Raw genomic sequence first — 25,900 nt, forward strand, 5'->3', positions numbered from 1 at the left:
CGTGATGGCTCTGCTCGCGTCGGAGCCTGGGTTGCCGGTCGTGGTGTTCGACTCGAACGCGGCGCTGCGGATGACGGTCGTCGACCGGCAGTCGGTGTACGGGCTCGACGAGTCGTGGGACGCGCCGGGTGTGTACCTGCTCGACCCGGTGGCGCTGGACGGCGCCTACGGGGTCTACGTGGGCAAGGCGCCGGCAGGGCTCCGTACCTGCCTGAGGCAGCCTCTGAAGGGCAAGGTCCATTGGGCGCGGGCGCTACTGGTGGTGCGTGACACGACCACGGGTGGCATTCGGCTCAGGTTGGCTGGCTTGAGGGGCGGCTGTACGACCTTCTGGATGGGGCGTCGCTCGCTGAGCCGTCGAATGGGAACCGGCCGCAGGACGAGACACTGCCGGCCTACGCCCGAATCGCGCTGGAGGCGGCGGTGACGCCCATCTCGGCGGTGATGCGTCTGCTGGGGTGTTCGCCGTATGCCTTCGATGAGGGCGCGCCGTCGGAGTCGCCGGTGCGGTCAGCGCCCCGGCAGTACAACGTCACGGTCGCTGACCTCATCGCCGCCCTCGCCGTAGACGAGCGTGTGAGCTCTACGCAGGCGTCAGCACAGGCCACCGCGGTTGTCAGCAGTGACGGCGGCCTCACCATCGACGGGCGGGGGTTCGCCACGCCGTCAGCTACCAGATCGCACGTCCGCGGCGGCAAGGCCACCAACGGGTGGGCGTTCTGGGCGGTCGAGCGGGACGGGACGACGGTGCCGCTCGCGACCGTCAGAGCGCGCTACCTGCGCCGGACGCAACCACAGAAAGTCGAGGGGCCGTGATGTCGGTACACAACGAGGGGCAGTTCCAGCGCGACATCGCCGCGGAGATGGTCGCCAACTCCGGCTGGCAGCAGCGGCCGGCGGCCGAGGTCGACCGAGCGACGCGGCTGCTGGTCGACGACCTGGTCGGCTACCTCGAGGCGACGCAGCCGGCGGCGGTGGAGAAGTTCGCGTCGGTCGCCGGCGCTGGGTGGCAGCAGCAGCTGGCGGACATCGTCGCCAACGACCTCGACAAGGAACCCGGTCGGGCACTCGGCCTGCTGCGTGGCGGGAAGAAGGTCCGAGGTGGGGTGCGGTTCTCGTTCTGCCAGTTCAAGCCCGCCAACGATCTCAACTTCGATCTGGTCGCCGCCTACCAGGCGAACCGGCTGACGGTCGTGTTGGAGGCGCCGGTCCGTAAGCCCGACGGCACCTGGGGTGAGGTAGACCTCGCGCTGTACGTCAACGGGATCCCGGTCGCGGACGCGGAGCTGAAGAACTCGCTGACCGGCCAGTCGGTGAAGCAAGCAGTCCGCCAGTACCGCCACGACCGCGACCCGGGCGACACGCTGCTCGGGTTCCGCTCAGTGGTGCACTTCGCGGTCGACACCGACGCGGTGATGATGGCCACCCGCCTGACGGGTCCGACGACCAGGTTCCTGCCGTTCAACCGCGGCTCATCACCTGACGGTGCCGGCGGGGCCGGGAACTACAACCCGGGGGATGGGTCGCACAAGACCTCGTACCTGTGGCGGCAGGTGTGGCAGCGGGACAACTGGCTGGATCTGCTGCACCGGTTCGTGCACGTCACTCCCGCCGACCCGGCCGACCCGGGCGCGGTGACGCAGATGATCTTCCCCCGGTTCCACCAGTGGGACGCGGTCCGCAAGCTCGAAGCGCACGCCCGCACCCACGGCACCGGCCAGTCCTACCTCGTCGTCCACTCGGCAGGGTCGGGCAAGTCCAACACCATCGGCTGGCTCGCCCACCGGCTGACCGGGCTGACCGACCCGGCAGGGACGGCCCGGGTGTTCGACAAGGTGATCGTCATCACCGACCGCCGCGTGCTCGATGCGCAGCTGTCGGCCACGGTCGCGCAGTTCGAACACGCCTCGGCGGCCGGCAAGGTCGTGTCGGTCGACTCATCGCGCGAACTCGCGGACGCGTTGTCGCGGCCCTCGACCCGCATCGTGGTCTCGACGTTGCAGAAGTTCCCGTTCGCAGCGCAGCTGGAAGCGATCCGAGACGCTGGCGGCGGCCGGTACGCGGTGCTGATCGACGAGGCCCACTCGTCACAGTCGGGGGAGTCGGCCAAGCAGCTCAAGGAGGTCCTGCGTCCGGCGGACCTCGGCGCTGGCGAGCAGGTCGCGCTCGCGGCTGAGGAATGGGCGGTCTACGACGACGCCGACCCCGTCGCCGAGGCGGTCGCGGCGTCGGCAAAGGCGCGAGGGCGGCCGGACAACGTGTCGCTGTTCGCGTTCACGGCGACCCCGAAGGGCAAGACGCTGGAGCTGTTCGGCACCCGACACCCAGATGGCAAGCTCCGCCCGTTCCACCTGTACTCGATGCGCCAGGCCATCGAGGAGGGGTTCATTCTCGACACCCTGCGCAACTACACCACCTACGCCACGTTCTGGAAGGTCACCACCGATTCCGGCGCCGAGGTCGAGAAGTCAAAGGCCTCATCGGCGGTCACCAAGTACGCGGTGCTGCACCCGGCGATGATCGCTGAGAAGTCCCAGGTCATCGTCGAGCATTACCGGCAGCACGTCCGCCACCGCATCGGCGGGCAGGCCAAGGCGATGGTGGTCACGCGCAGCCGGCTCGCCGCGGTCCGCTACAAGCAGGCGCTCGACCGCTACATCGCCGAGCAGGGCTATGACCTTGGCGTGGTCGTGGCGTTCTCCGGCAAGGTCCAGGACCCCGATGCACCGGAGGTCGAGCACACCGAAGCGTCCATGAACGGCTTCGGCGAGTCCCAGACCGTCCGACGGTTCGACGGCGATGACATGCACCTGATGGTCGTGGCGGAGAAATACCAGACCGGGTTCGACCAGCCGAAGCTGCACACGATGTACGTCGACAAGAAGCTCGACGGCGTCGCCGCTGTGCAGACCCTGGGCCGGCTCAACCGGTCCCGCGATGGCAAGGACGACACCTTCGTGCTCGACTTCGTCAACGACCGCGACGGCATCGCCGCCGCGTTCGAGCCGTTCTACGACGGCCCCGTTGGCGTTCCCACGGACGACCAGACCCTCTACGAGGTGTGGCAGCGGCTCGAGGACCACCACGTCCTCGACGAGGCCGACCTCGCCACCTTCGCGCAGGCTTGGTTCACCTCCACGCCCGACGACCGCAGCGCCCACCCGCTCCTGCACGCGGCGCTCGCACCGGCCGAAGCACGGTTCGAGGCGCTCGACGAGGAGCGGCAGGAGACCTTCCGGACCGCGCTGGCGCAGTTCACCCGCATGTACGCCTTCCTCGCCCAGGTGCTGCCCTACGCCGACGAGGAGTTCGAGAAGGCCTACCCCTACGCCAAGATGCTGCTCAAGCGCATCGGCGCACGCGCCGGTACCGCGCTGGACCTCTCCGACGAGCTCGAGCTCACCCACCTCAAGCTCGCCGAACGCGGCACCGAGGACATCCACCTCGAAGGCGGCGAGCACGACCAGACCGCGTTCACCGGCACCGGGCAAGGCAGCCTGACCGACGAGGAACTCGCCCTGCTGTCGGAGGTCGTCGACGCGATCAACGACCGGTTCGGCGCCGAGGTCACTGACGACGACAAGATCTTCTACCAAGCCGTCGGTGAGCGGATGTCGGCCAACCCCGAGCTCCAGCAGCAGGCCGCCGTCAACGACGAGGCGACCTTCCAGTACGCGTTCAACGACGCGTTCATGGAAGCCGTCATCGACGCCATGGAACACAACACCGACCTCGGCAAGCGCCTCCTCGACGACCCCGCCTACGCCAGCATTGTCAAGACCTGGATGCTGCGCTACGTCCACCGCCGCGCTGCCGAACGTCACGACACGCCAGAGCTCGACCTGGAAGCCCCGTGATGGACTACGTCGCTCATCGCCGCATCGAAATGCGCACCGATCCGACCGTGTCCGAGAAGTGGCTGCAGGAGCGGATCATCGCCGACCCGGCGCTACTCGGACTGGGTGAGGTCGACGTCAAGGACGTCGAGCGTCGTCAGCACGCGACCGGGCGCCTCGACCTGCTGCTGCACGACGCGGAGACCAACACCCGCTACGAGGTCGAGCTGCAGCTCGGCGCGACGGACGAGTCCCACATCATCCGCACGATCGAGTACTGGGACAACGAACGGCGACGCTACCCGCAGTACGAACACGTCGCGGTCATCGTCGCCGAGGACATCACCGCCCGCTTCTTCAACGTCATCAGCCTGCTCAACGGCCAGATCCCCATCATCGCCATCCACGTCCAGCTGCTCGAGGTCGGGGAAGCACGGACCCTGGTCTTCACCCGGGTGCTCGACCACGTCACGCTCGCCACAGATGATGAGGACGAAGCAGCCGAGCCGGCCGACCGCAGCTACTGGATCGCGAAGGGCTCCCAGGCGACCGTCGAGCTCGCTGACCGGCTCCACGCCATTGTCGAGCCGGTCGATCCGGGTATCGAGCTCAACTACAACAAGCACTACATCGGGCTTGCCAAGCAAGGCGTCGCCAAGAACTTCCTGATCATGCGCCCACGCCGCCAGCACCTCATCGCCGAGTTCCGCCTCGCCCTCGACGAGGCTCGCCGCGAGGAGCAAGAAGCACTCGGCTTCGACGTGCTGCCCTACGACACGCGGTGGAACGCCTACCGCTTCCGGCTCACACCAGAGGATCTCGAGCAGCGAAGTGACGCACTCCGTCAGCTCGCGGTCGACGCTGAGAAGTACTACGGCACCCGGGTCGGGGGCGGCTGACCATGGGGCCTGTCGAGACCGCCGTCCGGCGAGGCTGCGTGGCCGGCCAGAGTCTGCTCACCCCGACCGGTGCCAGCTTCGTCCTCGACCGGATCGACGCCAGAGGGATCGTGCTCCTACTCGGGCAGGGACAGTCGCACACCCGCCTGCCGTGGCAGGCGCTCGAGGAGATCCCCGGGGTCTTCGAAGGTCGCGGCTGGCTGCGCACGACCGGGACCTTCGACACCGAGTCCGAGGAAGGCTCCCTGAGTGCCCACCTGAAGCGCTTCGTGAAGCGCGAGACCGCGAACTGGGTCGCAGTCGTCCTCGAGAAGGCAGGTGTGCTCGAGCTCGACCGGAGCCGACCCGTCCGGGCACGGTTGCGCGACGACTTCACCACCGGACCGTAGACGTGCAGTGTGGTCCCGAGCCGTCTGCCCGAGCGTCGCGGCGTGGCACGTCACAGCCCGCAGCGACACTGGCTCCGTCACAGGGCGGTGCTGGAAGGGTCCGGAGCGATGAACGCAGAAGCGAACGAGGCGCCAACGCTCGAAGAGGCCGTGCAGCGCATCGCGGTCTTCGCCGAGCGCATGACGCAGCACCACGAGCAGCAGGGGTTCGGAGAGGCGCGCAGCTGGCGCCTGGTCGTTCACGAAGCTCGAAGGTCTCTCGGTCTCGACCCGGTCCTCACCGCGCCGGCAGGCGAGCCGCTGGACCGGCGACCCGCGAACGATGAGCTCGAGCGGCTCATCCGCCGCAGCCGGCTCGTACGCGAGGGCAGCACCGACCTCGCGCTCGAGACGCTCGATGCACACGAGCTCCTCGGGCAGCTCGCCGCTGAGCTGCTGCTGTGGCGCCACAGCCACCCCAACGACCTGCCCGGTTGACGTAAGGGCCGGTTATCGGTGCACGAGCGTCTCGTCGCTCCCAAGGAGGAACTATGCACGTAATGGTCTTCGGAAACGGGCTCTCGTACGCGCCCACCGGTGGGCGCCTTGCCCTGCCCCAGCTCATGCCCGCCGTCTGGGAGTGGCTGGGCGTCCAAGGTCTCGATGAGGATGTTAGAGCCATTGTCCGATGGAGTCGGCCGGATCAACCAGAGCTGGACGCCGCCGACAACGAACGCAACTTCGAAGCGATCGCGGGTGCCCTTGACCGTCTCTCGCGGGGCGGTTCGCGAGATCGTTCCGCTGATCAACGCGGGCCTGGGTATCGCAGACGCTCTGGCCGACGCTTCCCATGCCCTGCGAGTTCTCTACGTCCGCGTCGTCGGGACAGCGCTGCTGGCCGTGGACAACGCGGTTGCCCCGCGGGACTTCGACCCAGCCCATCCTTACGTAGGTGCCGACCGGATGGCTATCCGAGAGATGGGCATCGCCCTCTGGGAGCTGTTCGAACGAGAAGGTTTGGCCATCTACACCTTGAACTACGACTCCCTGTTGATGGAAGCGCTCCTCGATAGCCGCGATGGCAGAGTGGTCTACGACGGGTTTCCGTACGGGGAACTCGCTTACCCGCTCGCACCTTGGCCGAACCAGCTGCCGCTCTACCCGCTGCACGGAACGTTGGGCGCCTACCAGACACCTGACGGCAGTGTGCGCAAGACGCGGATGGAAGACGTGAGAGCCCGAAGGATGCTCGAAGGTTGGCGTGACGGCGACTTCGGTCCTGGTCTGCCCGCCGTGGTCCTCGGGGACGCGAAGCGCCACAGCATTCGACAGGAGCCGTTCGCTTCCTACTACGAGGCACTGAGCGTGGACCTCGAGCGTGCATCGAGCGTGGTCGTCGGTGGATACGGGTTCGGGGACGTGCCGCTGAACACACGGCTTGCGCGATACCTGGCCGCGGACAACCAGCGACTCCTACAGGACTGGCGACCGACGGCTACTCAAGCGGTAGACGATGTAGTCGCAGCTCTTCGCGGCGCCCTGCCGGCAGGAAGCACCCTCGACGAGGCCCAAGTCCTTCCGGTGGACGTCGGTCTACCCAGCGCGGAGGCTGTCCGGGCGCTTGTTGGTCCGTAGGCCCTCGCTTCGGCGATGAACCGGCTCAGGGCCGGCGTCACCGTCTGCGTCTACGCTGCTGTCAACGATGGGGAGTGGGGATGAACTCGGAACGGCTTCATGCGCTGCTCGCTGAGGTCCTGCAAGAACTCAAGTCGGACAAGACGCCTGAGCTGCTCGAGAACCTCGTGGCCGCTCTACGCCGTGTGGTCGAGCAGCCCAATCAGCCTGAACCGCAGCAGAAGGTGAGTGAACTGCGCACTCAGCTGCGCGAAGCTCTTGGGCGCGCCTCCAGCGACGGTTTCTCGCCCGGCTGGCGGCAGCATCTGGAGGAACTGGGAATCGCCCACTTGCTCGGCGCAGAGCTCCTGCAGACCATCGAGTCGGTCTTCACGGCCAACGAGATCACCCCCGCCTCTGCAGCAGATGAGCTTGAGCCGGTGCGTGACGACCTCGCGCAACTGCTCGAGGCCGTCCAACAAGCAGTCGCTGGACTGGGGAGCTTGGGGGTCGGTCGTGAGGAACTGGAACCCGGCGCCTACGAGCTCGGAATCCTCGTACCGCGACACGCGGTCGACAGTGAACTTGCTGAGCTGGGTAACGAGTTCATCGAGATCGAGCGCATCCTGCTGCCCTTCGTCGAGCTCGCGACGGGAAGTCGGCCCCCGCTGCAGGTGCGGGCCATCGGCTCGTCAGACTTCACAGCTTTCTTGGACGCTCTACCCGCAGCGGCCGCGTGCGTAGCGGTCGCGGTCGAGCGGGTGATCGCGCTCTACAAGAACGTCCTCGAGCTACGCCGACTGCGCAACGAACTGAGTGATCACGAAGTGCCGCCAGAAGCGCTGGAGGGGCTGAAGCGCCATGTCGAAGCAACGATGGAGCAGGGTCTGGAGCGGGTCGTAGAGGAGCTGAAGACTGAGTTCCCCGAGCACCTGGACGGCCATCGTCGCAACGAACTGACTTCCGAACTCTTGCGGTCCCTGAGGAAGCTCGCCAACCGGATCGACGCTGGATACAGCGTGGAGGTACGACACGAGCCGTTGCCCGAGCCGGAGGAGGATGCGGAGGATCCAGTCCCGACTTCCCAAGAGGACCTTGCCTACAGCCGTCTGGTGCGCGAGCGACTCCCCGGTCTACGGTTCATCAAGCTCGACGGTCCGCCGATCCTTCAACTTCCGGAGGGTCCGGACGACGGGCATGCCGGTAAGGGCAGCACCGGTGTATGACCAGACCGCCTGAAGTTGCTGGCACCCGATCGAGTGAGGTGCCTGTGATCGCTGGGAACGACCGGTTCCCCTTCGGAGCTCCTTCCACCCTGCGACCTGCCAATGTGCCGCCCTCTGGCGACACCCACCTCGCGGTCGTCGGCGTCTACCCGAGTGCACTTCACGTCCGCTGGGACCTGCCTACTTGGGCTGTCGCGGGTCAGGATCTGCCGCCGCGTGTCGGTGCACTGGCTGTCGACGTTGAACCGACCGTGTTCTGGGACGGCACCGACCCCGAACCGACAGAACTCGTTGCGGCATGGCAGCAACGGGTCGGCTTCCTCTCTGGTGACGAGCCGGGGAAGCACGGGCACGTCCGCGAGACGATGAACGGCACCTCGGGGCGCTCCGTCGTCGAGCGAGTTCTCGGCCCCCTGGGCGTCGATCCCTGCCGGACGATGTTCACCGACCTCGTCCCGCGCTTCTTCGTGAAGACGGGGACCGGCGGTCGCGCCGAGCAGGGCGATCGCATCCGGGACGTGTACGAACCGTTCGCTCGGCTCGTCGGTCTTCCGCCGGCGAACCTGCCGGCCCGCCCCGCACAGCGACAGCTGGTTTCGGGCGTCGTAACGGAGGAGCGAAACCGACTGAGGAACGAGCTGGCTGCCGCGGGCGCGTCCGTGATCGTGACGCTGGGCAGCGAGGCGCGGGAGGCCCTTCGTCAGATCGTGGACGACGCCGACGGCGTTCCGGCACGCGACCTCCGGCGTGATAACTACGGCGAACCTGGCACCTTGCGTATCGGTCGGTACCGGGCACGGTGGTACGCGCTGACACACCCGGGCAACCGCTCGCCCGCCTGGCGTGAGGTTCACGCCCAGTGGGAACAGACGGTAAGACCGGCCGGGTGACCGCGTTCGTTCGTTGAAAGGCCGTGTGACGAACGGAGGGCAGCGGTGTGGATCCCTCGATGCGGCGCCGGCCGGAACGGCCCCCCGTGATGTCGTAGGCGGGGGTGCGGGCTTTCGCCGAACACCCCACCGCGAGCCACCGTGGCAGACGTACGTCACCGAACGTGCCTTCGCAAACGGTCCAGCTCACCAAGCTCGTGTGATGAACGCGCCTCCCGAATCGTCGCCAAGGACGACTCGGAGGGGACGGGCGACCGGCCTTCGTTCCACCAAGGGGACGCGGGAACGGGTCCTGTCCACGCCTTCATCTCACGATACCCATGGCGCGATTCGACGCCTGTAGTGACGAGACCCCGCCGATCAGTTCGGCGGGGTCTCCGTCGTGTCCGGGCCGGGTCGGCCGGCGGGCACGACGGGCATGGCCGGGAGCGGATCTCGTACCAGGCCGACCTTCGCCTCTACGTGGACCGCCTCGAACGGGCGGACGATTCGTTCACGGCGTTCGGCGCGCGCGGTTGCGGGTGGTTCACGATGTCCGGATCCGACCCCGTCCTTCTCAGGTTGCCGTTCGATGGCTCTTGGCTGGCGCGCAACAGCCCTGTCCGACGCGTGCCCAGCCACGGTACCGATCTGTTCGCCACGACCTACGCCATCGACTTCATCGCCGTGAAGGATCGGCGCACGGCGTCCACCAAGGACTGGCGCACGCTGTTGACCACGGAGCCGGCGGCACGGTTCTTCGCCTTCGGTCAGCCGATCGTCGCACCGGCGAGTGGCCGGGTCGTCGCCGCACACGATGGCGAAACCGATCACGCCGCTCGCCGCTCGCCGCCCTCGCGGGTCTCCTACGCCCTGACACAGGCGGCGCGGGCACGCGCGGGTGCTGCTGCGCTCGCGGGCAACCACGTGATCGTCGAACTGGAGCAGCAGCGCAGCCACGTCGTGCTCGCCCACCTGCGCGCCGGTTCCCTGCGGGTCGACGTCGGCGCCAGGGTCGTCGCCGGCCAGCAGTTGGCCGCCTGTGGCAACTCGGGGAACTCGACGCAGCCGCACGTCCACATCCAGGTCATGGATGCTGCGGATCCGTTCACCGCACGCGGTCTGCCGATTGCCTTCGAGAACTATCGGGTGTGGCGCCGGCGGAGTAGGACCCCGGTGCTGGTCGATCGCGGCATCCCCGAGGAGTTCGAAGTCGTCGAGCCGCTGTAGTTCCACTCAGTGACGAGACGGCCCGGAAGCAGGTCGTCCCGCTGCCGCGCGGGGACGCGTCCTGACTGGCTGGTCGGTGACGACGATCACGTGCTCGCCCCGGGCGGTCCCGAACGAAGTCGCGGCACGCCCCGAGCGCCCACCGCCGGACTCGCGTCATCAGAACGGCAGGGCGTCGGGGCCGCCTCGGGTGGGTTCGGGTGGGGGCGGGGCAGGGTCGGTCGGCCCGGGGCCGTGGTGGCCGGGCGGTTCGGGGCGGGGTGGTCGTCGTCGGCGGGGGTCGTTGGCTGGCCGCCAGGTCGTGGGGATGGTTGTGGTGGTCAGCCCGGAGCGGGCATGCACCCAGGTCCGGGTGCCGCCGCGCCGTTGGGTGACCTGCCAGCCGGCCGACTCCTTGTCCCGGTTGGTGCGGGCGCACAGCGGTCCGAGGTTGTCGAGGTCGGTCGTACCGGCCGGCGTGTTTGGGCCGGCCGGCCACCAGGGGGCGGCATGGTCGATCTGGGCGCCTCTGGCGGGGCGGTCACAGCCCGGGCCGGTACAGGTGTCGTACACGGCGGCGAGGATGTCGCCGAACGAGCCGGGCGGTCGGCGTGAGGCACGGCCGATGCCGAGGACCTCGCCGTCGTCGTCGATGATGATCGTGCGCAGCCGGGTGCCGGCCCGCTCGAGCAGACGAGCGGCCGCCGCAGAGGTGAGCCGCAGCCGGCCACCGACCAGGGTGGTGAGCAGGTCGGCGGGCAGCCGGTCGTCGAGCAGCGCGTCGAACGGCAGGCGGATCAGCAGCCGGGGCGCGGGCAGCGTGTCCCGCCAGTCGGGGGCGGCCGACGCATCGGCGACCTCGGCGACCTCGGCGACCTCGGCGGGGGGCTCCCCGTCGGCGGTCTGGAACGAGCCGGTCAGGCGGGCCAGCAACGTGTCGAGGCGGGCGGCGCTGACGCTGCCGGTCGCCTCGATCGCCGCGGCGGTGGGCGTGGTGGCGGCATCGATCAGGGCCAGCCCGGCGGCGTCGAGTTCGGCGTGCAGGGTGCCACCGGTTCCGTCCAGCCGCGGCTGCAGATGCAGGAACCGGCCCGCCTGCGCGTCGCGTTCGCGTGCGGCGAGGTCGTCGGTGTCGAGTTCGTCCACGGCATCGACCATCTGGCGCACCAGCACGTCGGGGTCGGGACGTGCAAGCCGGCTGAGCTCGTCGAGCAGGGCGGCGAAGAGCTGGTCGAGCTGCTGGTCGAGTTCACGGCGGGCGTTGCGCAGCCCGATGGTCAGGCCACGTAGCTGTGCGAACGAGATCCGGTGGCCGCGGACGGCCGCGTGCAGCGACGGGAGGCGTCGCAGCAGCCGGCAGGCCCGCAACAGCAGGCGGCGGTCCATGCGTGTCTGAACGCCGATGGTGGCCAGCCAGTGCTCGATGCCGACACCGGTGGTGCGCTCGACCGTGTCGTTGGCCAGCAGGTCGGCCAGCCCGGCCACGGCGTCCAGCAGCGCGCCGTCCGCGGCCTGCAGCCGCTGGAGCACCCCGGCCAGTTGCGGCAGCTCGGCCAGTACCGGCAGCCCGAACGGTGCCTCGGACGTCGACGGCGAACCCGTCGGGCCGGCCGGCGACGCCTGGTAGGCCCCCTGGTGTTCGCCGGCCAGGACCGGGCCACCCGGCCGGCGGGCGGTGCACCGCTGGCGCCGCCCGTGGGCGACGGGCGCGGTGCGGATCCGGGTGGTCGAGTACATGGCCGACAGTGAACACCGACCCTGTGACATCCCGACGGGGGCACCTGGACCGCAGCGATTCGGGACGTTCGTCACTGCGGGCCCTCCGTGTGACGGCCGACACTCGGCGGGTTCGTGTGATGAACGCGCCTCCGGGTCAGCCACCAAGGGCCGGACCGAGGGGACGGGCGACCGGGCGCCGCTCCGCCAAGGGAGCGACGCAACGGGTCCTGTCCACGCCTTCATCGCATGAACGCCCGGCGTGAGCGACGCCGGAAGGAACGAGACCCCGCCGACCCCGGCGGGGTCTCCGTCGTCCGCGACCGTTCGACGTCGCCGTGGCTCGGCCGATGCCCGGTTCGACGTTGGCCCCCGGGGTCGTGCTGCCTATTCCCCGGGGGTCACCCGGGTATCGACCCGGTCGATGTCATGGGAGGATGGCCGAACGGCCGGAGCGTGTCCGGCCGAATCGGTCGGTCGCGCCGTCATGGCGGCGCATCGGCCAGGGGTCGGGCGCGTGCCGCGGGCATGCGCCCGCAGGGGCCGGTCACGCGTGGGCCGACGCCTGCACCAGGGGTGACAGGAGCAGGGGCCGATGCTGACTCGACGGATCGTGCTCGCCGCAGGCACCGTGGCAGCCGTGGCGGCCACGACGTTCCTCGTACTGGGGGCGATGGCGAGCGATCTCGAAGTCGTCGAGTCGTCGACCGCCGACGGCTACCAACAGGTGAGCGTCACGTTCTCCAAGCCCCTCTCGGCCGGCCCGGCCGACGAGGACGGCGAGCAAGAGGCGGCGACCGGCGCGCGGGTGGCCGTGCTCGACGCGGACGGGCAGGAGTCCGGCGACGTCGAGGTGCAGTCGTTCGCCGCGACCGGTGACGGCACGACGTGGGAGGTGACCCTCGACGGGCCGGTCGAACCGAACGTGACCTCGCTGCGGTTCCAGGGCTTCTACGTCGATGAGGACGAGCCGGCGCCGGCTTTGACCGAGCCCGTGCCGATGACCGAGGCCGACCTCTACCTGCTGGCGGACGACCTCGGTGCACTGCCGCTGGACCTCGCGGACCTGCAGCAGCTGCCGTTCGCCGGCACGTGGCTGGCCGACCTGCGGACCGCGGCGTCGGCGGTGACGACCCCACTGGACGGGGACGGCAGCCGCCCGGACGGCGCACTGCCCGCCGCCATGGAGGCGGCCCTGCTCGAGGACCCCGAACTCGACCTGCAGCTGCCCGACGGTCACGCGCTGGTCGACGTGGAGCTCACCACGACGTCGACGCCGCGGGCCCTCAACGACCTGCTGGCCGCACCGCTGCCGACCCGTGCGGCGCTGGCTGCCGAACTGGACGGCGACGAGCTCACCCAGCGGCGCCTGGCCGAGGCCATCGAAGACGTCGGTCTCACGTTGGGGTTCGGCAACCGGACCCTGCGTCTGCAGTTCGACGACACGCACGCTGCCGCCGCGGTCGTCGACGAACCCGCCCTTCCGGTCGAGGAACTCGGCCTCCTGGTCGAGGAGCCCGACCTCGACCTCACGCTCGGCCTGCGCAACGGCCTGGTCGTCGGCGTGACCGCCATGGCGGACGGTGCCGGCGACGCCACGACCGACACGCGCGTCCTGGATGCCGGCACCGACCTGGCCATCGCCGTGCTCGTGGACCACGACGACGACCTCGCCGCACGTCTCGGCTACGTCGACGCCACCGCGACGGGTGTCGACGCCGACCTGGACGTCCAGGCGCCACTCGGCCTGTCCTGTCCCGACGGGGCTGCGGCGTGCGAGCTCGACGGTGTCGTGACCGCCCCGACGTTCACGGGGGGCGGCACGCTGACCATCGACGCCTTCGAGGTCACCGACCGTGACACGACCCACACGTACGACGTGACCGATGGTGACGACCCGCTCACCATCACCGTGACGGCCTCCGCGGACGCGGTGGACCTCGCCGTCACCCACCGCCAGGCGTTCGACGACGCCCGCCTGATCCGCTTCGACACGTTGGCGTCCAACGCGGTGACGTTGGCCATCGAAGGCGTCGTCCAGTGGCTCGACGCGCTGCGCGAGGACCCGGTCGCCGGACGCGCGATGCCGCTCGTGGCCGGCTCACCGCTGGACGCAGTGGACGTGGCGGCTTTGCTCGGCGAGGAGCTCGACGAGGTCGTCGGCGCCGTGGTCGACGCGGGCGGCGATCTCAGCGCGCAGGCGACGGCGAGGCTCCTCTGCGAGCAGGGATGGCTCGACGCGGCGGACTGCACCGGGGTCCCGGGACTGCTCATCGAGGCCGGGGACCCCGCGCAGACGGCGACCGACGGGGACACGCATCCGACCCGCCTCGTGCTGCCGTTGGACGTCACGGTGGAGCACACCTTCCCCGCCGCGGCGCCCGCCGAGCCCGAGGCATGGTCGGACCTGCCGCTGACGCTCGACCTCGACCTGTCGCTCGTCGACGCCGTGCCCGGCCTGGACGCCGGCCAGGTGCCCGGCTTCGACGTCGTCCTCAGCAACGTGACCTGGGACGGCTCGAGCGCCGAGGTGCGTCTGGCCGCCGAACTCGTCCTGGACCTGCGTACGGACGACGAGCTGCAGGCGGCGTTCGCGCTCGACGGCAGCGACCGGCCCGCCGACGCGACGCCCTATCGGCACCTGCCCGCAGCCGGCGAACTGTGCCAGGGCCTCGTCCGTGCCCTGAACGACGAGGGCGTGTCCGTGTCGCTGCTCGCGTTGCAGCGCGCCAACGGTTGGCTGGGCAGCGAGACCGCCGATGCGTCCTGCGACGCGGCGCTCCGGGCGACGCCGCCGACGGTCGAACTGCCCTCCGGCGGCGACGACGAGGCTGCGGGCACGGTCACGGATCAACGGCTGTGCGCGGCCGCCGCCGCGATCTGGCAGGTCCCGGTCGCCGACTTCGTCGCCCTCAACGGCGGGACCGCTTCGGCCTGCGCGAGCGCCGTCCGGGCCGCGAGCGGCGCCAGCCCGCAGCCGCTGCAGTACCTCCCCGCCGAACCGTCTCCCGTGCAGTTCGGGCACCGCGTCTCGCTGCGACCCACCGGCACCGACCTGCTGACGGTCGACCTCGACCTCGACGGCACGGTCGAGGACGGTGACGTGCGGCTCGGCCTGCTCGACGCGGTCCCGAACGGCACCATCGAGCTGACGCCCGCGCTGGGTGTCGCGCTGCGCCAGCCGACCGACGACGACGCGTTCGCCCGCGACCCCGGTCGCATCGACCTGATCGAGCTCGCCCGGCACGGCGACGACGACGCGCTCGAGCACGTCATCGCCACGCCGACGGTCATCGGGACGGTGCACGGCACCGTCGACCTCGACAACCAGGTCGTCGCGACGGCCCGCAACCCGGTCGAGCTGGGGGTGGACGTCTCCGGGCCGCTCGCCCGCGTTGCGGACGACGCCGCGCCGAGCGCCGACCGGGTCGCCGCACGCAGTGACGACGACCTCGTCGTCGCCATCGTGCTCGGCGACTGGGCCGGCCTGGAGCACCTCGACGCCCGCGCGGCCGTCGACGGGCTCGCGGGCAGCCTCGAATCGGTGGCCGGTGTCCTGGGTTCCGCCGTGGTCGCGGTCGAGGTGCCCTTCACCGGCGTCGGACTGCCCGACATGGCGGCCGCGCCGGCCGCGCTCGAGGACCTCGCGGCCGGCATCCGCGAACGCGTCCCCACGCGCCTGACCACGGTGACGTCGGCCCTGCGCGGCGCGATGCGCGAGGCCGGGCTGGACGACGGGCCGCTGACCGTGGAGGCGACGGACGCGGCCCTCGAGTTCGGGCTCGACATGAGCCGGTCCGTGTCGGCGACCTACCCCTTCTCGCTCGACCTGCCGGGGCTGACGGACCTCCCGGTGCCGATTGCGCCCCTCGACGGCGGCGCCACGCTCACCGCCGACGCGTCCTTCACCTGGCGACCCACGTTCGGGCTCACCTACCAGGGCGAGGACCCGCTGGAGCGGGCGCGCATCCGCGCCAACCCGTCGGTCTCCGCCAGGCTGGCGGCCGACGTCCGCGGCGACGTCAACCTCGGCCCCATGCCGGTGAACCTGCGCGGCGATCTGGAGGCCGACCCGAGCTTGACCCTCGACCTCGGCGCCTTCGTGGGCGGCGAGGAGCTCACCGCCGCGGCACTGCAGCGTGCGCTGCGCCAGCCGGCGCTGCCGGCCCCGGACGCGGTGGTCACACCCGGTGGCACGCTCGCCGCCAACCTGTCGGTCGGGCCGGTTCCCAGCGGTGAGCTGGCACTGCGGGGATCGTTCGCCGACCTGCTCGCCGGCAACGGCCTGACCGTCGAGCGCAGCTCGATCGACTGGGGTCGTATCGAGCTGAGCCTCGAAACCCTCGCCCGCGGCGCCATCCAGACCTCGCGGTTCGTCGGCGACACCCTGACGCGTTCCGCGACGCTGGGCGCCGGCCTGCCGCTGGTCGGCGACGCCCTGACGGATGCCGCGACGGTCGGCAGCGACCTGCGCACCCTCGCCGACGAGGTCGAACGCCTGTGGGAGGCGGCGGACGCGGACAGTGCCGCCTTCGTCGCCGACGCGGAGCAGCAACTCAACCAGACGGTGTGTGCCGAGCTCGTCGGGCGCGACTGCGTCACCCTGCGCATGCTGGACGCCCAGGGACAGCCGACCACCATCGGGACCGCCACGCAGGTCCGCCTGGAGGTGGCGTTCGGCAAGGAGCTGACCGGCGCGCTGCCGCTGAACGGCGGGCTGGCCTTCGACGGCGCCATCGACCTCGGCCTCGACACCGAACTGGACTACACGGTCGGGTACCGCGCCGGCCTCGCGCTGGTGGTCGACATCCAGGACGGGTTCGTCGTCGACACCATCGGCGGCAGCGGCAACCTCGTCGAGCTGTACGCCTCCCTCGACGTCGACGACCTCGACGAGCAGGTGCGGGTCGCCGGCGTGGAGCTCGCCGCGGTCCGCGACGGGAGCATCCGTCTGGGCGGCGCCCTCGGGCCCCAGGGCACGGGCGGCGGCTTCGCCCTCCAGCTCAACGGCGGCGCGCCGCTGCGTCTGGTCGACCTCGCCAACCGCGCCACGCCGGCCGACCGGCTGGTGACCCCGCTGGTCGACGTCGACATGGCGGCCTCGCTGCCGATCGTGTTCGCCGGTGGGCTGGACTACGTGCCCGAGGTGCACCTGCCGATCGAGTTCGGCTGGGGTCCGAAGCGCTACGTCGTGACGGCGCCCTTCGACCCGCGGCCCGACATGACGCTCACCCTCGGCACTGCCGACACGCCCATCGTCGTGGACGCGTCGTCGATCGCGGAGGAGCTGATCAACCCGATCCTGCGCGAGATCGCCAAGCACAACCCGGTCGACTTCGGTCCCGTGCGCGGCGGGCTGGACTACACGATCCCGACCATCGACCAGTCGGTTCGCGACCTGGTCCAGATCGGCGCCGCGGGTCAGCCCGGCCTGCAACTGCTGCTGGCCCTGCTCGACCTCGTGCTCATCGCGGACGACCTCGCCGACAGCGGGCTCAGCGGCGTGGTCGGGCTCGGCCACCTGCAGGTGCTGCCGACGTACCGGTCGGAGATCGAACTCGACCTCGCGGAGATCGAGGACCTGCTCGCGGTGCTGCAGCGGCTGCAGAACATCTTCCCGGCCGAGCTGTCCCGCCGGCCCAGCAGCGGCACCTCCGGGGGGTCCGGTGGCTCGGTCGGGTCCGGCAGCTCCGGTGGCTCGGGCGGCTCGGGGACCACCGCCAGCGGGCTGCCGAGCGGGCTCATCCGCTTCCCGGTCTTCGACGACCCGATCGGCCTGGTCACGCTGGCCACCGGCGGCGAGCCAGCCCAACCGGTCTCGTTCGTCGAGGTCGATCCCGGGTCGGTACGGATCGCGAAGGGCGGCAGCTTCGAACGGCAGCTGTTCGCGCTGGACGTCGCCTTCCTCGAAGGCTCCCTGACCGTCAAGGCGACCGGCCAGGCCGGACTCGAGCTCACGCTCGGCTTCGGGTACGACTCCCGCGGCATCACCAGCGGCAACCTGTTGTACGGGCTGTACCTGATCGAGCCCAAGGACGACCGCGGCCGGCCCAAGGAGGTCGTCGCCCTGTTCGCCGAACTCGGCGCCGGCATCGACGGCAACTTCGCCATCAAGGTGGCGGGGCTCAACGTGGCCGAAGCCCGCTTCCGCGGCGGCGGTCAGGCGCGCCTGTCCGTGGGGCTGAACCTGTACACCGACTCGCCCGTCATCCCGCCGGCCCGGCGCACGAACGGCCGCATGCACCTCGACGACGTGCTGCTCGTGCAGCAGGGCCACTACCTGCCCGGGGTGGCCAGCCTGTTCGGCAGCGGCGACTTCGCCGCGGCGGCCAACACGCTGTGCGTGTTCCGGCCCGGCGTGCGCTTCACGGCCGACCTCGGCTTCAGCGCCGCGGCGTACGTACTCGGCGGCAAGGTGTGGAGCGGGAGCTGGCAGAGCGACTGGCCCGGGTTCGCGGCGGGCGTGAGCTGCCCGGCGGTGCACCAGGCGGCCAAGCTCGACGAGGGTCAGCTCGTGCTGAACGCCGGTCCCGACCACTGGCAGGACCGTCTCGACCGGATGCCGGGCCGCGCCGAACGGTTCCGGATCCGGGGCGACGCCGGCGACGTCGTGGTGTCGTGGACCGGCAACGCCTCGACACCGGCCGAGGCGCAGTTCCGGGACCTGCGGTTCGATCCGGACGAGATCGACGAGGTGCTCGTGGACCTCGGTGGCCGCGACGGCACCGTGGCGGGCGCCATCACGATCGAGGCGAGCGCGTCGGCGCTGCTGCGCGGCACACCCGTGACGATCCTCGGCAGCACCGGTGCCGACCGGATCCGGATCGACGCCGACGTGACGGCCCGGGTCGTGACCAACGGCGGTGGCTCCTCGGTGCAGGTGTCGGCCGGGACCAACGCCCTCGTCGTCCAGGGCGGCGACACGGTGACCCTCGCCGGCGGCGACAACGACGTCCGTGCCGGCGGTGGGCGCGTCGACTACGACTTCCTCGGGAACTGGGGCCGCACGATCCTGACCCAGCAACCGCACGCGGGCGGCGGCGCGTACCTCGACTTCACCGGCGCCACCGGCCCGATCGTCGGCGACACCTTCTTCGGGGTCGGTGAGATCCGGGCGGGGAGCAACCTGCTCGAGTTCAACGTCGACGGCGCCGACCGGCTGGACACCACGGCCGCCGACGGCGACGACATCACCCTGCGTGGTGACGTGCCCGACGGCTTCGTCGTCAGGGTCGGCGGCGGGGACGGCAACCGCATCGAGACGGACGTCAGCACCCGCGACCGGGAGATCGTCGTCGAGGGCAACCCGGACGCCGAGGAGACGCTGGTCGTCACCGGCACCCGGGCTGCCGACACGTTCCTGCTGCGCGCCCAGCCGCCCGGTGACGAGGTGACCCACCAGCCGGCACCCGAGGCCGGGCAGAACGCCGCCGCCGAGCACGGCTTCGTCGCCCTGTTCGACCCGGCCGGCGGTGCCGACACCCCCGTCGAGCGCATCACCTACGACCACCACGTCGACACCCTCGAGGTCCACGGCGTGGCCGGCGAGAACGAGTTCTACCTCGACGACGTCGCGACCCGGACCACCATCCGCGGTGGCGACGGGGCCGGCACGCGCGGCAACCTCTTCCAGGTCGGGCAACTGTTCGAGCACACGCGCGAGTTCGACAACGCGCTGGCGAACCTCGCCCGCCCCGACGACGAGGTGCGCACCCGCGCGGTCTTCGACCAGGGGCCGATGACGCTGGGCGTGAGCCACGAGACCACCATCCAGGGCGGGCGCGGCAACGACGAGTTCAGCGTCTACAGCAACGTGGCCGGGCTGAACCTCCTGGGCGTCTCCGGCAACAACTCCTTCGTCCTGCGAGCCTTCATCGCCGACGGCACCGTGCGGGCCCTGGGCGGTGACGGGAACGACGTGTTCCGCTACGTGGAGAACGCACCGGTCGACATCGTCGGCGGGTCGGGCTTCAACACGATGTTCGTGTACGGCACGCAGGGCTCGGACGGCTTCCTCCTCGACGACGGGCTGGACCCGGACGACTTCGACCTGGTCGACCCGGACGACCTGCTCGACGGGGCCGAGCCGGCCGACGCCGAGGTCGGCGGGTTGGCGGTCTGCTCGGTGCTCGTCCGCGGCGTGTCCGACGGCTTCCCCGAGGGGATGCCGGTGGACCGGGTCCCCGGCGAGCCCGGCCAGGACGGGGTCAGCTGCGCCATCGACGCGACCTACCGGCAGATCCACCGGGTGGTGGCGGCCAGCACCGGCGGTCGCAACGCGATCTGGGTGCGTGGCACGAGCCCCGAACGCGTCATGGAGGCCTATGGCGGACCGGACGGCGCCACCGTCCTGGTCGGTGACGCCGACGGCCGGCTCACGGGTGTTCGCGGGCCGGTGACGCTCGCCGGCGACCTGGGTGACGAGCTCGGCGTCGACTTCGAGCTGGCCACCCGGGAGCCCGTGGCGCTGCCCGGCGAGGACGCCACCGTCGCCCCCGACCCGCGGCGCATCTGCTACGCACCGGCCCCCAACGAGCTGGTGGTGTTCGGCGCCGGTGAGACCGCGGACGTGACCGGACGGCTCACCGGCGACCGGCTCGAGGGCCTCGGGCTGTACCCGGGAGGCGAGGTGCGGACCGAGGACGGTCCGGTGCCGTTCCCGCCCGGACTGCGCTACGCCGAGTTCGACCACCTGACGCTGCTGCTCGGCCAGGGCAGCGAGCAGCTACTGGTCGAGGACACCGCCACGTTCGTGCGACCGCCCTACGAGCAGTACCTGCGGCGCCTCCCCGACGGCAGCCGCGACCGCACCTGCATCACGGTCGAGGAGGGCGTCGTCACGGAGCACGACGTCGACGACTTCCGCGACGACGTCACCACTGCGACGCCCATCGAGACGGTCACCACCGTCGACACGGGGGCCGGCGACGACGTGGTCACCGTCCGTGCGATCGCCGGCCCGACCGAGGTCGTCGCGCCCGCCGGCACCAACGACGTGGTGGTCGGCTCCCGGGCGGCCGCCGGCACGGTCGACGTGCCCGACGGTCTCAGCACCCTGGAGGGCATCGTGGACCGCCTGCGCGTCTCCGGCGGCGAGGACGCCGAGGGGCGGCCGGTCAGCGTCCACCTCGACGCCAGCGGCACACGCGTCGGCCCCGACGGGCTCGGGGACGTCGTCGAGGTCGCACCCGGCGTGGTCCGCGGCCTCGGCATGCCAGGCGAGGTCGTCTTCGAGGACGTCGACCTGTTGCACGTCGCCCTGACCGACGGCGCGGACGTCGCCAACGTGACCGGCACGACCGCGGTGACCAGCCGCCTCAGCGGTCTAGAGGGCGACGACCGCGTCTTCGTGTCCGACGCAGCCGACTACGGGCTGGACCCGGGCCACCGTGTCCGGGAACCCGGCACCGAGCCCCGGCCACGGCAGGACGACCCCGGCGTGCCGTCGCCGGCCCACCTGCCCGGGACGCTCGCGGCCGTGGCTGGCGACCTCGACGTCGACGCGGGGACCGGCGACAACCTGCTCATGGTCAGCGACCTCGACGCGGCATCGGGAACCGGTACCGCCACGTCACCGGCACGGCTGGGAGCCGACCACCTGCGCGGGTTCGCGGACGGCACGATCCACTACGACGCCCAGGGCACCTTCACCGGCGGCGTCACGGTCTGGACCAGCGACGAACACGCCGACCACGTCGAGGTGACCGGCGCCCGGCGCGACGGTGACCCGACCACGCTCGACTGGCACCTCGACCGTCCGGAGGGTGGTCCGCGCACGATCACCACGCTGAACACGGGCGGCGGTGATGATCGGGTCGGCGTCGCGGTGGACGCCGGGTCCGACGGGCTGCTCGTCGTCAACCTCGGCGACGGCGACGACGTCCTGGACGGCGACGACGCCACCCTCGGCTTCGTCGCCTTCGGTGGCAGCGGCGACGACACCATCACCACCGGGGCCGGCGACGACGTCGTGTTCGCCGATCACGGCACCATCCGCTACCGGGACGCGGCCGGCAGGCTCGTCACGGAACTGGGTGACGACCGCCTCGCGACCCGCAACGACGGGATCGCGCGCCGGCCCGACGAGATCCGGACCATGTGGGAGGACGACGGGCTGCTGGACCGTGCCGGCGTGTCGGCGCTGCCCGCGCCGGGACGCAACGCGATCCAGGTCGGCGACGGCGACGACGTCGTCTTCGGCGGGCTGGGCAACGACCGCATCGAGGCCACGGCAGGACGCAACGCGCTGGTCGGCGACCACGGTCGCGTCTGGCGTCGGGAGGCCCCCGAGCCGGTGGCCGTCCGCACCAACGACGGGTTCCTCGACCTGGTCCTCCGCGAGCAGCCGTTCGTCTACGAGGTGGACGTCTTCGACGGGCAGGGCGGCGCAGGCGACGTCATCCGCGGCGGCAGCGACGGCGACGTCGTCTTCGGCGGGCCGGGCAACGACGTGATCGTCGGCAGTCCCGGTGACGGGACGCAGCAGCATCCCTCCGGTGACGTGATCTTCGCCGGCGACGGTGACGACATCGTCTGGGGCGGTCCCGGCGACGACCGCATCTACGGCGGGAACGGCCGCAACTTCGTCGACGTGAAGAAGCCCACGTTCGACGCCCACCTCACCGACGTCGTCCACACCGGTGCGGCGTGGTGGACCGCGGACACCTCGTGGTGGGACGCGGCCTGGACGCTGGCGCCGGCGGTCGATCGCAGCCCGCAGTGGGGTGTCGACAACGGCCGTGACCTCGTCTACGGCGGCCGTGGGCGCGACGTCCTGCAGGCCGACGCCGGCGGGCCGGGCCAGCAGGAGGGCGACCGACTGCTGAACTTCTACGGCTCCTACAACCTGTTCCTGACGTGTGAGGGGGCCTACGGCGCCGGGTGGATCCTGCGCCAGCCGAGCCCCGGGATCCAGTCTGCGCTGCTCCTGCTCGCCGAGGCCGACGGCGCCTGGCGGGCCAGCGACACCACGTCGTCCGGCTGGCGTCAACTCGCGCTGGTCACCCAGGAACACGCGGCGGAGAACCGCGGGCAGCCGCATGCGGATCATCCCGGCAACAACGCCACGTGTGGGGTGCAGCCGCCGGCAGACCAGTCCACCGACACGGGTGCCGACGACGGTACGTCCAACCCGGGCAATGGCAACGGCAACCCGGGCAACGGCAACCCGGGCAACGGCAACGGGCGCGGCCGGTGACCCCCGCGGGGAAACTGCTAGCGTCGTGACAAGGGGGGACCGGTTCGGTGGTCGAACCGGTCTGGCGTCGCCGTCGGGCCGGAGACGTGGCCTTGGGCAGGGGTGAGACGGCGGCCGTCGGGCAGACGGCCGCGACACCGTCGCCGCTGGTGGGGCGGCGGCGGGAGCTCGCCGTCATCGATCGCCTGGTCGAACGGCTGCAGGGCGGCACGGGCACCACGGTGGTCGTCGACGGACCGGCCGGAAGCGGCCGGTCCGCGGTGCTGGAAGCCGCCGCCGAGGCAGCGTCGACCCGCGCCATCGGCGTGCTGCGCGCTCGCGGGGTGCCGCTGGGCGCGCCGCCGTCGTACGGGATCGTGCGCGAGTTGCTCGAGCCGGCCCTGCGGGCCGCCGAGTCGCCCGTCAGCCTGCTGCGCGGCGCCGCCGGACTCGCCGCGCCCCTCTTCCCGTGGTGGTCGCGGACGTCCGCATCCACACCGGGGCCGAGCACGGGGCCGGCCGTCGTGCACGGCCTGTTCTGGCTCACCGTCCACCTCGCGGAGACCTTCCCCGGCTCGGCCCTGCTGGTGGTCGTCGACGACCTCGAGCACGCCGACTCGGCGTCGCTGGACTTCCTGACCTACCTGGCCGCTCGCGCCGGCGAACGCGCCATCGGAATCGTCGCGGCGCGCGGTCCCGTCGCCGCGGGTGCCGTCGGTGCCCGGCTCGACCACTGGTGCCGGCGGCCCGACGTCACGGTGCTGCGGCTCCGGCCCCTCACCCCGGACGAGGTCGCCGCGATGATCGCCCGCACGCCGGAGCCACCACCGGACGTGGTCGCCGGGCGGATCACGGCCCTGGCCGGCGGGCGTCCCGGACTGGTGCGGTCGCTGCTGGAGCCGGGCCTCGGTCCGACCGCGCCCGGGCCGTCGAGCGCTCCGGACGGCTGGGCACCCCCGGAGCCGGTCCGGCGGGTGGTGCTGCGCGCACTCGACGACCTGCCCGCCGCCTGCCGTGAGCTCGCGAACGCGGTCGCCGTCCTGGGCGGGCACCCTTCGCTGCGGCTGGCGGCAGGAACGGCCGGGCTGGCGGCCGCCGAGGCCGAGGCGTGTGCGGACGAGCTCGCGGCGTGGCAGGTGCTGCACGCCGGCGAGCCGCTGCGTTTCCGCGTGCCGTTGGTCCGGCTCGCCCTCCTCGGCGAGCTGGCGGCCTTCGAGCGCTCCCGACTTCACCGGCGTGCCGCCGAGTTCCGCCACGCCGATGGAGAGGACGACACGGCCGTCGGTGACGACCTGCTGCTGGTGCGACCCGGTGAGGACGCCTGGGTCGTGGCCGGTCTGCGGCGTGCCGCGGCCCAGGCGTCGGCGCGCGGGCACTTCGACGGCGCGGTCGCCTTCCTGGAGCGTTCGATTCGGGAGTCGCCCGCCCCGGACGTCCGAGCCGAACTCGACGCGGAGCTCGCCCTGGCCCGGGCGGGCAGGGGCGACACCGCGTCGACGGACGAGCTCCGCCGCCACCTGGACCGCCTGCCGGTGGAGCGTCGTCACGAGGGTCGCGACCACCTGCGACGGCTGCTCCTCGCCCGAGGGGCCTTCGACGCGGCCGCCGAACTCGCCGACACGGCGCGTCGCGACCTGCCCGAGCGCGACGGGCGTCGGGACGTACTCGAGGCCGACGTGCTGGTGGCGAGCGCACTCGGCCGGGGCACGACCACGCCGCCGTCGCCGCGGCTGCGTCGCCTCCTCGCCGACGCCCGCCGGGCGCGCGTGCCGGACGACCCGGCCCTGGCCGCCCGGCTCGCCGCGCTCACCATGGCGACCGGTGCCGACACGGAAGGGGTCGTGCGCGCCGCCGAGCAGGCACTCGCGGCCGATCCGCTGGTGGCGGCCGGTGCGCACGGCGTCCCCTACGCGTTCGCTGCCGCCGCGCTCGTGCTTGCGGAGACGGGTCCGCGGGCGGCGGCGAGCCTGGCGGCTGCCGCCGCCTGCGTGGCGACCCGCGGCCGTGGCGCCGCACGGGTGGTCGTGGGCCACTGGCGCGCGACCCTGCACTGGTTGCAAGGTGACCTCGATCCCGCTCGCGCCGAGGCCGAGCGCGCGCTGTCGGGCCGCGAGGACGGCTGGAACCTCCATGCCTCGTGGACGGCGGCCGTCCTGGCCCATGTGCACCTCGATCGCGGGCGGCTCGCAGAAGCCATCGCCGTCGTCGAGAAGTCGGCCACCTTCCCGACGGACGCCCTCGGGGCGGCCCTGGTCACGGAGGTGCGCGGCCGGCTGGCCCAGGCGGACGGCGACGACGAGTCCGCGCTCGCCCTGCTGCTGGAGACGGGCGCGCGGTTGGACGCCATCGGCCTGCGCAGCCCGGTGGTCTCCGCGTGGCAGACACGCGCGGCGGTCGTCGCGGCCGGTCTCGGACGCCGTGACGTCGCCACGCGGCTCGCCGCGGTTGCCCGGCAACGGGCGCGCCGCACCGGATCGGGGCGCTGCATCGGCCGGGCGCTGCACACGGCCGGCGTGGTCGCCGAACCCGGCCCCGCCGCCATCGCCGACCTCGAGGCGGCCGTGGCCGTGCTGGCCGGTACCCACGCCCGCCTCGACGAGGCGGCGGCCCGCTGCGACCTGGGCGTCGCGCTCCACCGCTGCGGTGACCGCACCGGCGCGCGCCGCCGGCTCGTCGAGGCCATCGATCTCGCCGAGCGGGCCGGCGCCGTCCCGCTGCGTGAGCGGGCACGGCGGGAGTTGCGGGGTGCCGGCGGCCGGTACCGCCCGCCGCGCCCGCTCGAGGGACTCCCCGCACTGACGCCGTCGGAGCGTCGGATCGTCGGGCTCGCGGCGAGCGGGCGCACGAACGCCGCCATCGCCCGTGAGTTGTTCGTAACCCCGAAGACCGTCGAATGGCACCTGGGGAACGCCTACCGCAAGCTCGGCGTGTCGTCGCGGCGGGACCTGCCGGGCCCCGAGCTGCTTTGCGAACCGGCCGGCTGACGG

Annotated in this window: 13 protein-coding genes; 12 read left to right on the forward strand and 1 reads right to left on the reverse strand. The window is 71.6% G+C overall.

What is annotated here, in order from left to right:
- The first annotated feature begins 1 nt into the window (after nucleotide 1).
- From ACERM0_RS07365 to ACERM0_RS07410, 10 genes are all read left to right on the forward strand, one after another.
- Nucleotides 2-427 carry a hypothetical protein gene (locus tag ACERM0_RS07365; RefSeq protein WP_373677908.1) on the forward strand — a complete coding sequence of 142 codons (426 nt, stop codon included), beginning with the start codon at nucleotides 2-4 and terminating at the stop codon, nucleotides 425-427.
- Nucleotides 424-816 carry a hypothetical protein gene (locus tag ACERM0_RS07370; protein WP_373677909.1) on the forward strand — a complete coding sequence of 131 codons (393 nt, stop codon included), beginning with the start codon at nucleotides 424-426 and terminating at the stop codon, nucleotides 814-816. The genes ACERM0_RS07365 and ACERM0_RS07370 overlap by 4 nt, the downstream gene beginning before the upstream one ends.
- A complete protein-coding gene (locus ACERM0_RS07375; protein WP_373677911.1) occupies nucleotides 816-3,857 on the forward strand; it encodes a type I restriction endonuclease subunit R in 3,042 nt (1,013 codons plus the stop codon). Before ACERM0_RS07370 ends, ACERM0_RS07375 begins: the two co-directional genes overlap by 1 nt.
- 47 nt (nucleotides 3,858-3,904) lie before the next feature.
- A complete protein-coding gene (locus ACERM0_RS07380; protein ID WP_373677912.1) occupies nucleotides 3,905-4,735 on the forward strand; it encodes a hypothetical protein in 831 nt (276 codons plus the stop codon).
- A 38-nt stretch (nucleotides 4,736-4,773) separates the two neighbouring features.
- Nucleotides 4,774-5,124 carry a hypothetical protein gene (locus tag ACERM0_RS07385; RefSeq protein ID WP_373677913.1) on the forward strand — a complete coding sequence of 117 codons (351 nt, stop codon included), beginning with the start codon at nucleotides 4,774-4,776 and terminating at the stop codon, nucleotides 5,122-5,124.
- A gap of 108 nt (nucleotides 5,125-5,232) precedes the next feature.
- Complete coding sequence (locus ACERM0_RS07390; RefSeq protein WP_373677914.1) at nucleotides 5,233-5,601, forward strand: hypothetical protein; 369 nt, start codon at nucleotides 5,233-5,235, stop codon at nucleotides 5,599-5,601.
- Nucleotides 5,602-5,859: 258 nt separating this feature from the next.
- The gene (locus ACERM0_RS07395; protein WP_373677915.1) at nucleotides 5,860-6,738 is read left to right on the forward strand and encodes an SIR2 family protein; all 879 of its coding nucleotides are present in this window, start codon (nucleotides 5,860-5,862) and stop codon (nucleotides 6,736-6,738) included.
- An 80-nt stretch (nucleotides 6,739-6,818) separates the two neighbouring features.
- Nucleotides 6,819-7,943, forward strand: a complete 1,125-nt coding sequence (locus ACERM0_RS07400; RefSeq protein ID WP_373677917.1) for a hypothetical protein — start codon at nucleotides 6,819-6,821, stop codon at nucleotides 7,941-7,943.
- Nucleotides 7,944-7,987: 44 nt separating this feature from the next.
- Nucleotides 7,988-8,833: a hypothetical protein gene (locus ACERM0_RS07405; RefSeq protein WP_373677918.1), complete on the forward strand. Its 846-nt coding sequence runs from the start codon at nucleotides 7,988-7,990 to the stop codon at nucleotides 8,831-8,833.
- Nucleotides 8,834-9,442: 609 nt separating this feature from the next.
- Complete coding sequence (locus tag ACERM0_RS07410; RefSeq protein ID WP_373677919.1) at nucleotides 9,443-10,042, forward strand: M23 family metallopeptidase; 600 nt, start codon at nucleotides 9,443-9,445, stop codon at nucleotides 10,040-10,042.
- 159 nt (nucleotides 10,043-10,201) lie between these two features.
- Here ACERM0_RS07410 and ACERM0_RS07415 read toward each other — a convergent pair whose 3' ends face one another.
- Nucleotides 10,202-11,758 carry a hypothetical protein gene (locus ACERM0_RS07415; RefSeq protein WP_373677920.1) on the reverse strand — a complete coding sequence of 519 codons (1,557 nt, stop codon included), beginning with the start codon at nucleotides 11,756-11,758 and terminating at the stop codon, nucleotides 10,202-10,204.
- Between the two features lie 574 nt (nucleotides 11,759-12,332).
- Between ACERM0_RS07415 and ACERM0_RS07420 the strand changes: the two genes are divergently transcribed.
- Both ACERM0_RS07420 and ACERM0_RS07425 read left to right on the forward strand, forming a co-directional pair.
- A complete protein-coding gene (locus ACERM0_RS07420; RefSeq protein ID WP_373677921.1) occupies nucleotides 12,333-22,934 on the forward strand; it encodes a hypothetical protein in 10,602 nt (3,533 codons plus the stop codon).
- A gap of 92 nt (nucleotides 22,935-23,026) precedes the next feature.
- The gene (locus tag ACERM0_RS07425; RefSeq protein WP_373677922.1) at nucleotides 23,027-25,897 is read left to right on the forward strand and encodes an AAA family ATPase; all 2,871 of its coding nucleotides are present in this window, start codon (nucleotides 23,027-23,029) and stop codon (nucleotides 25,895-25,897) included.
- Nucleotides 25,898-25,900: the final 3 nt, after the last annotated feature.

The sequence above is a fragment of the Egicoccus sp. AB-alg2 genome, assembly GCF_041821065.1.
GTDB lineage: Bacteria > Actinomycetota > Nitriliruptoria > Nitriliruptorales > Nitriliruptoraceae > Egicoccus.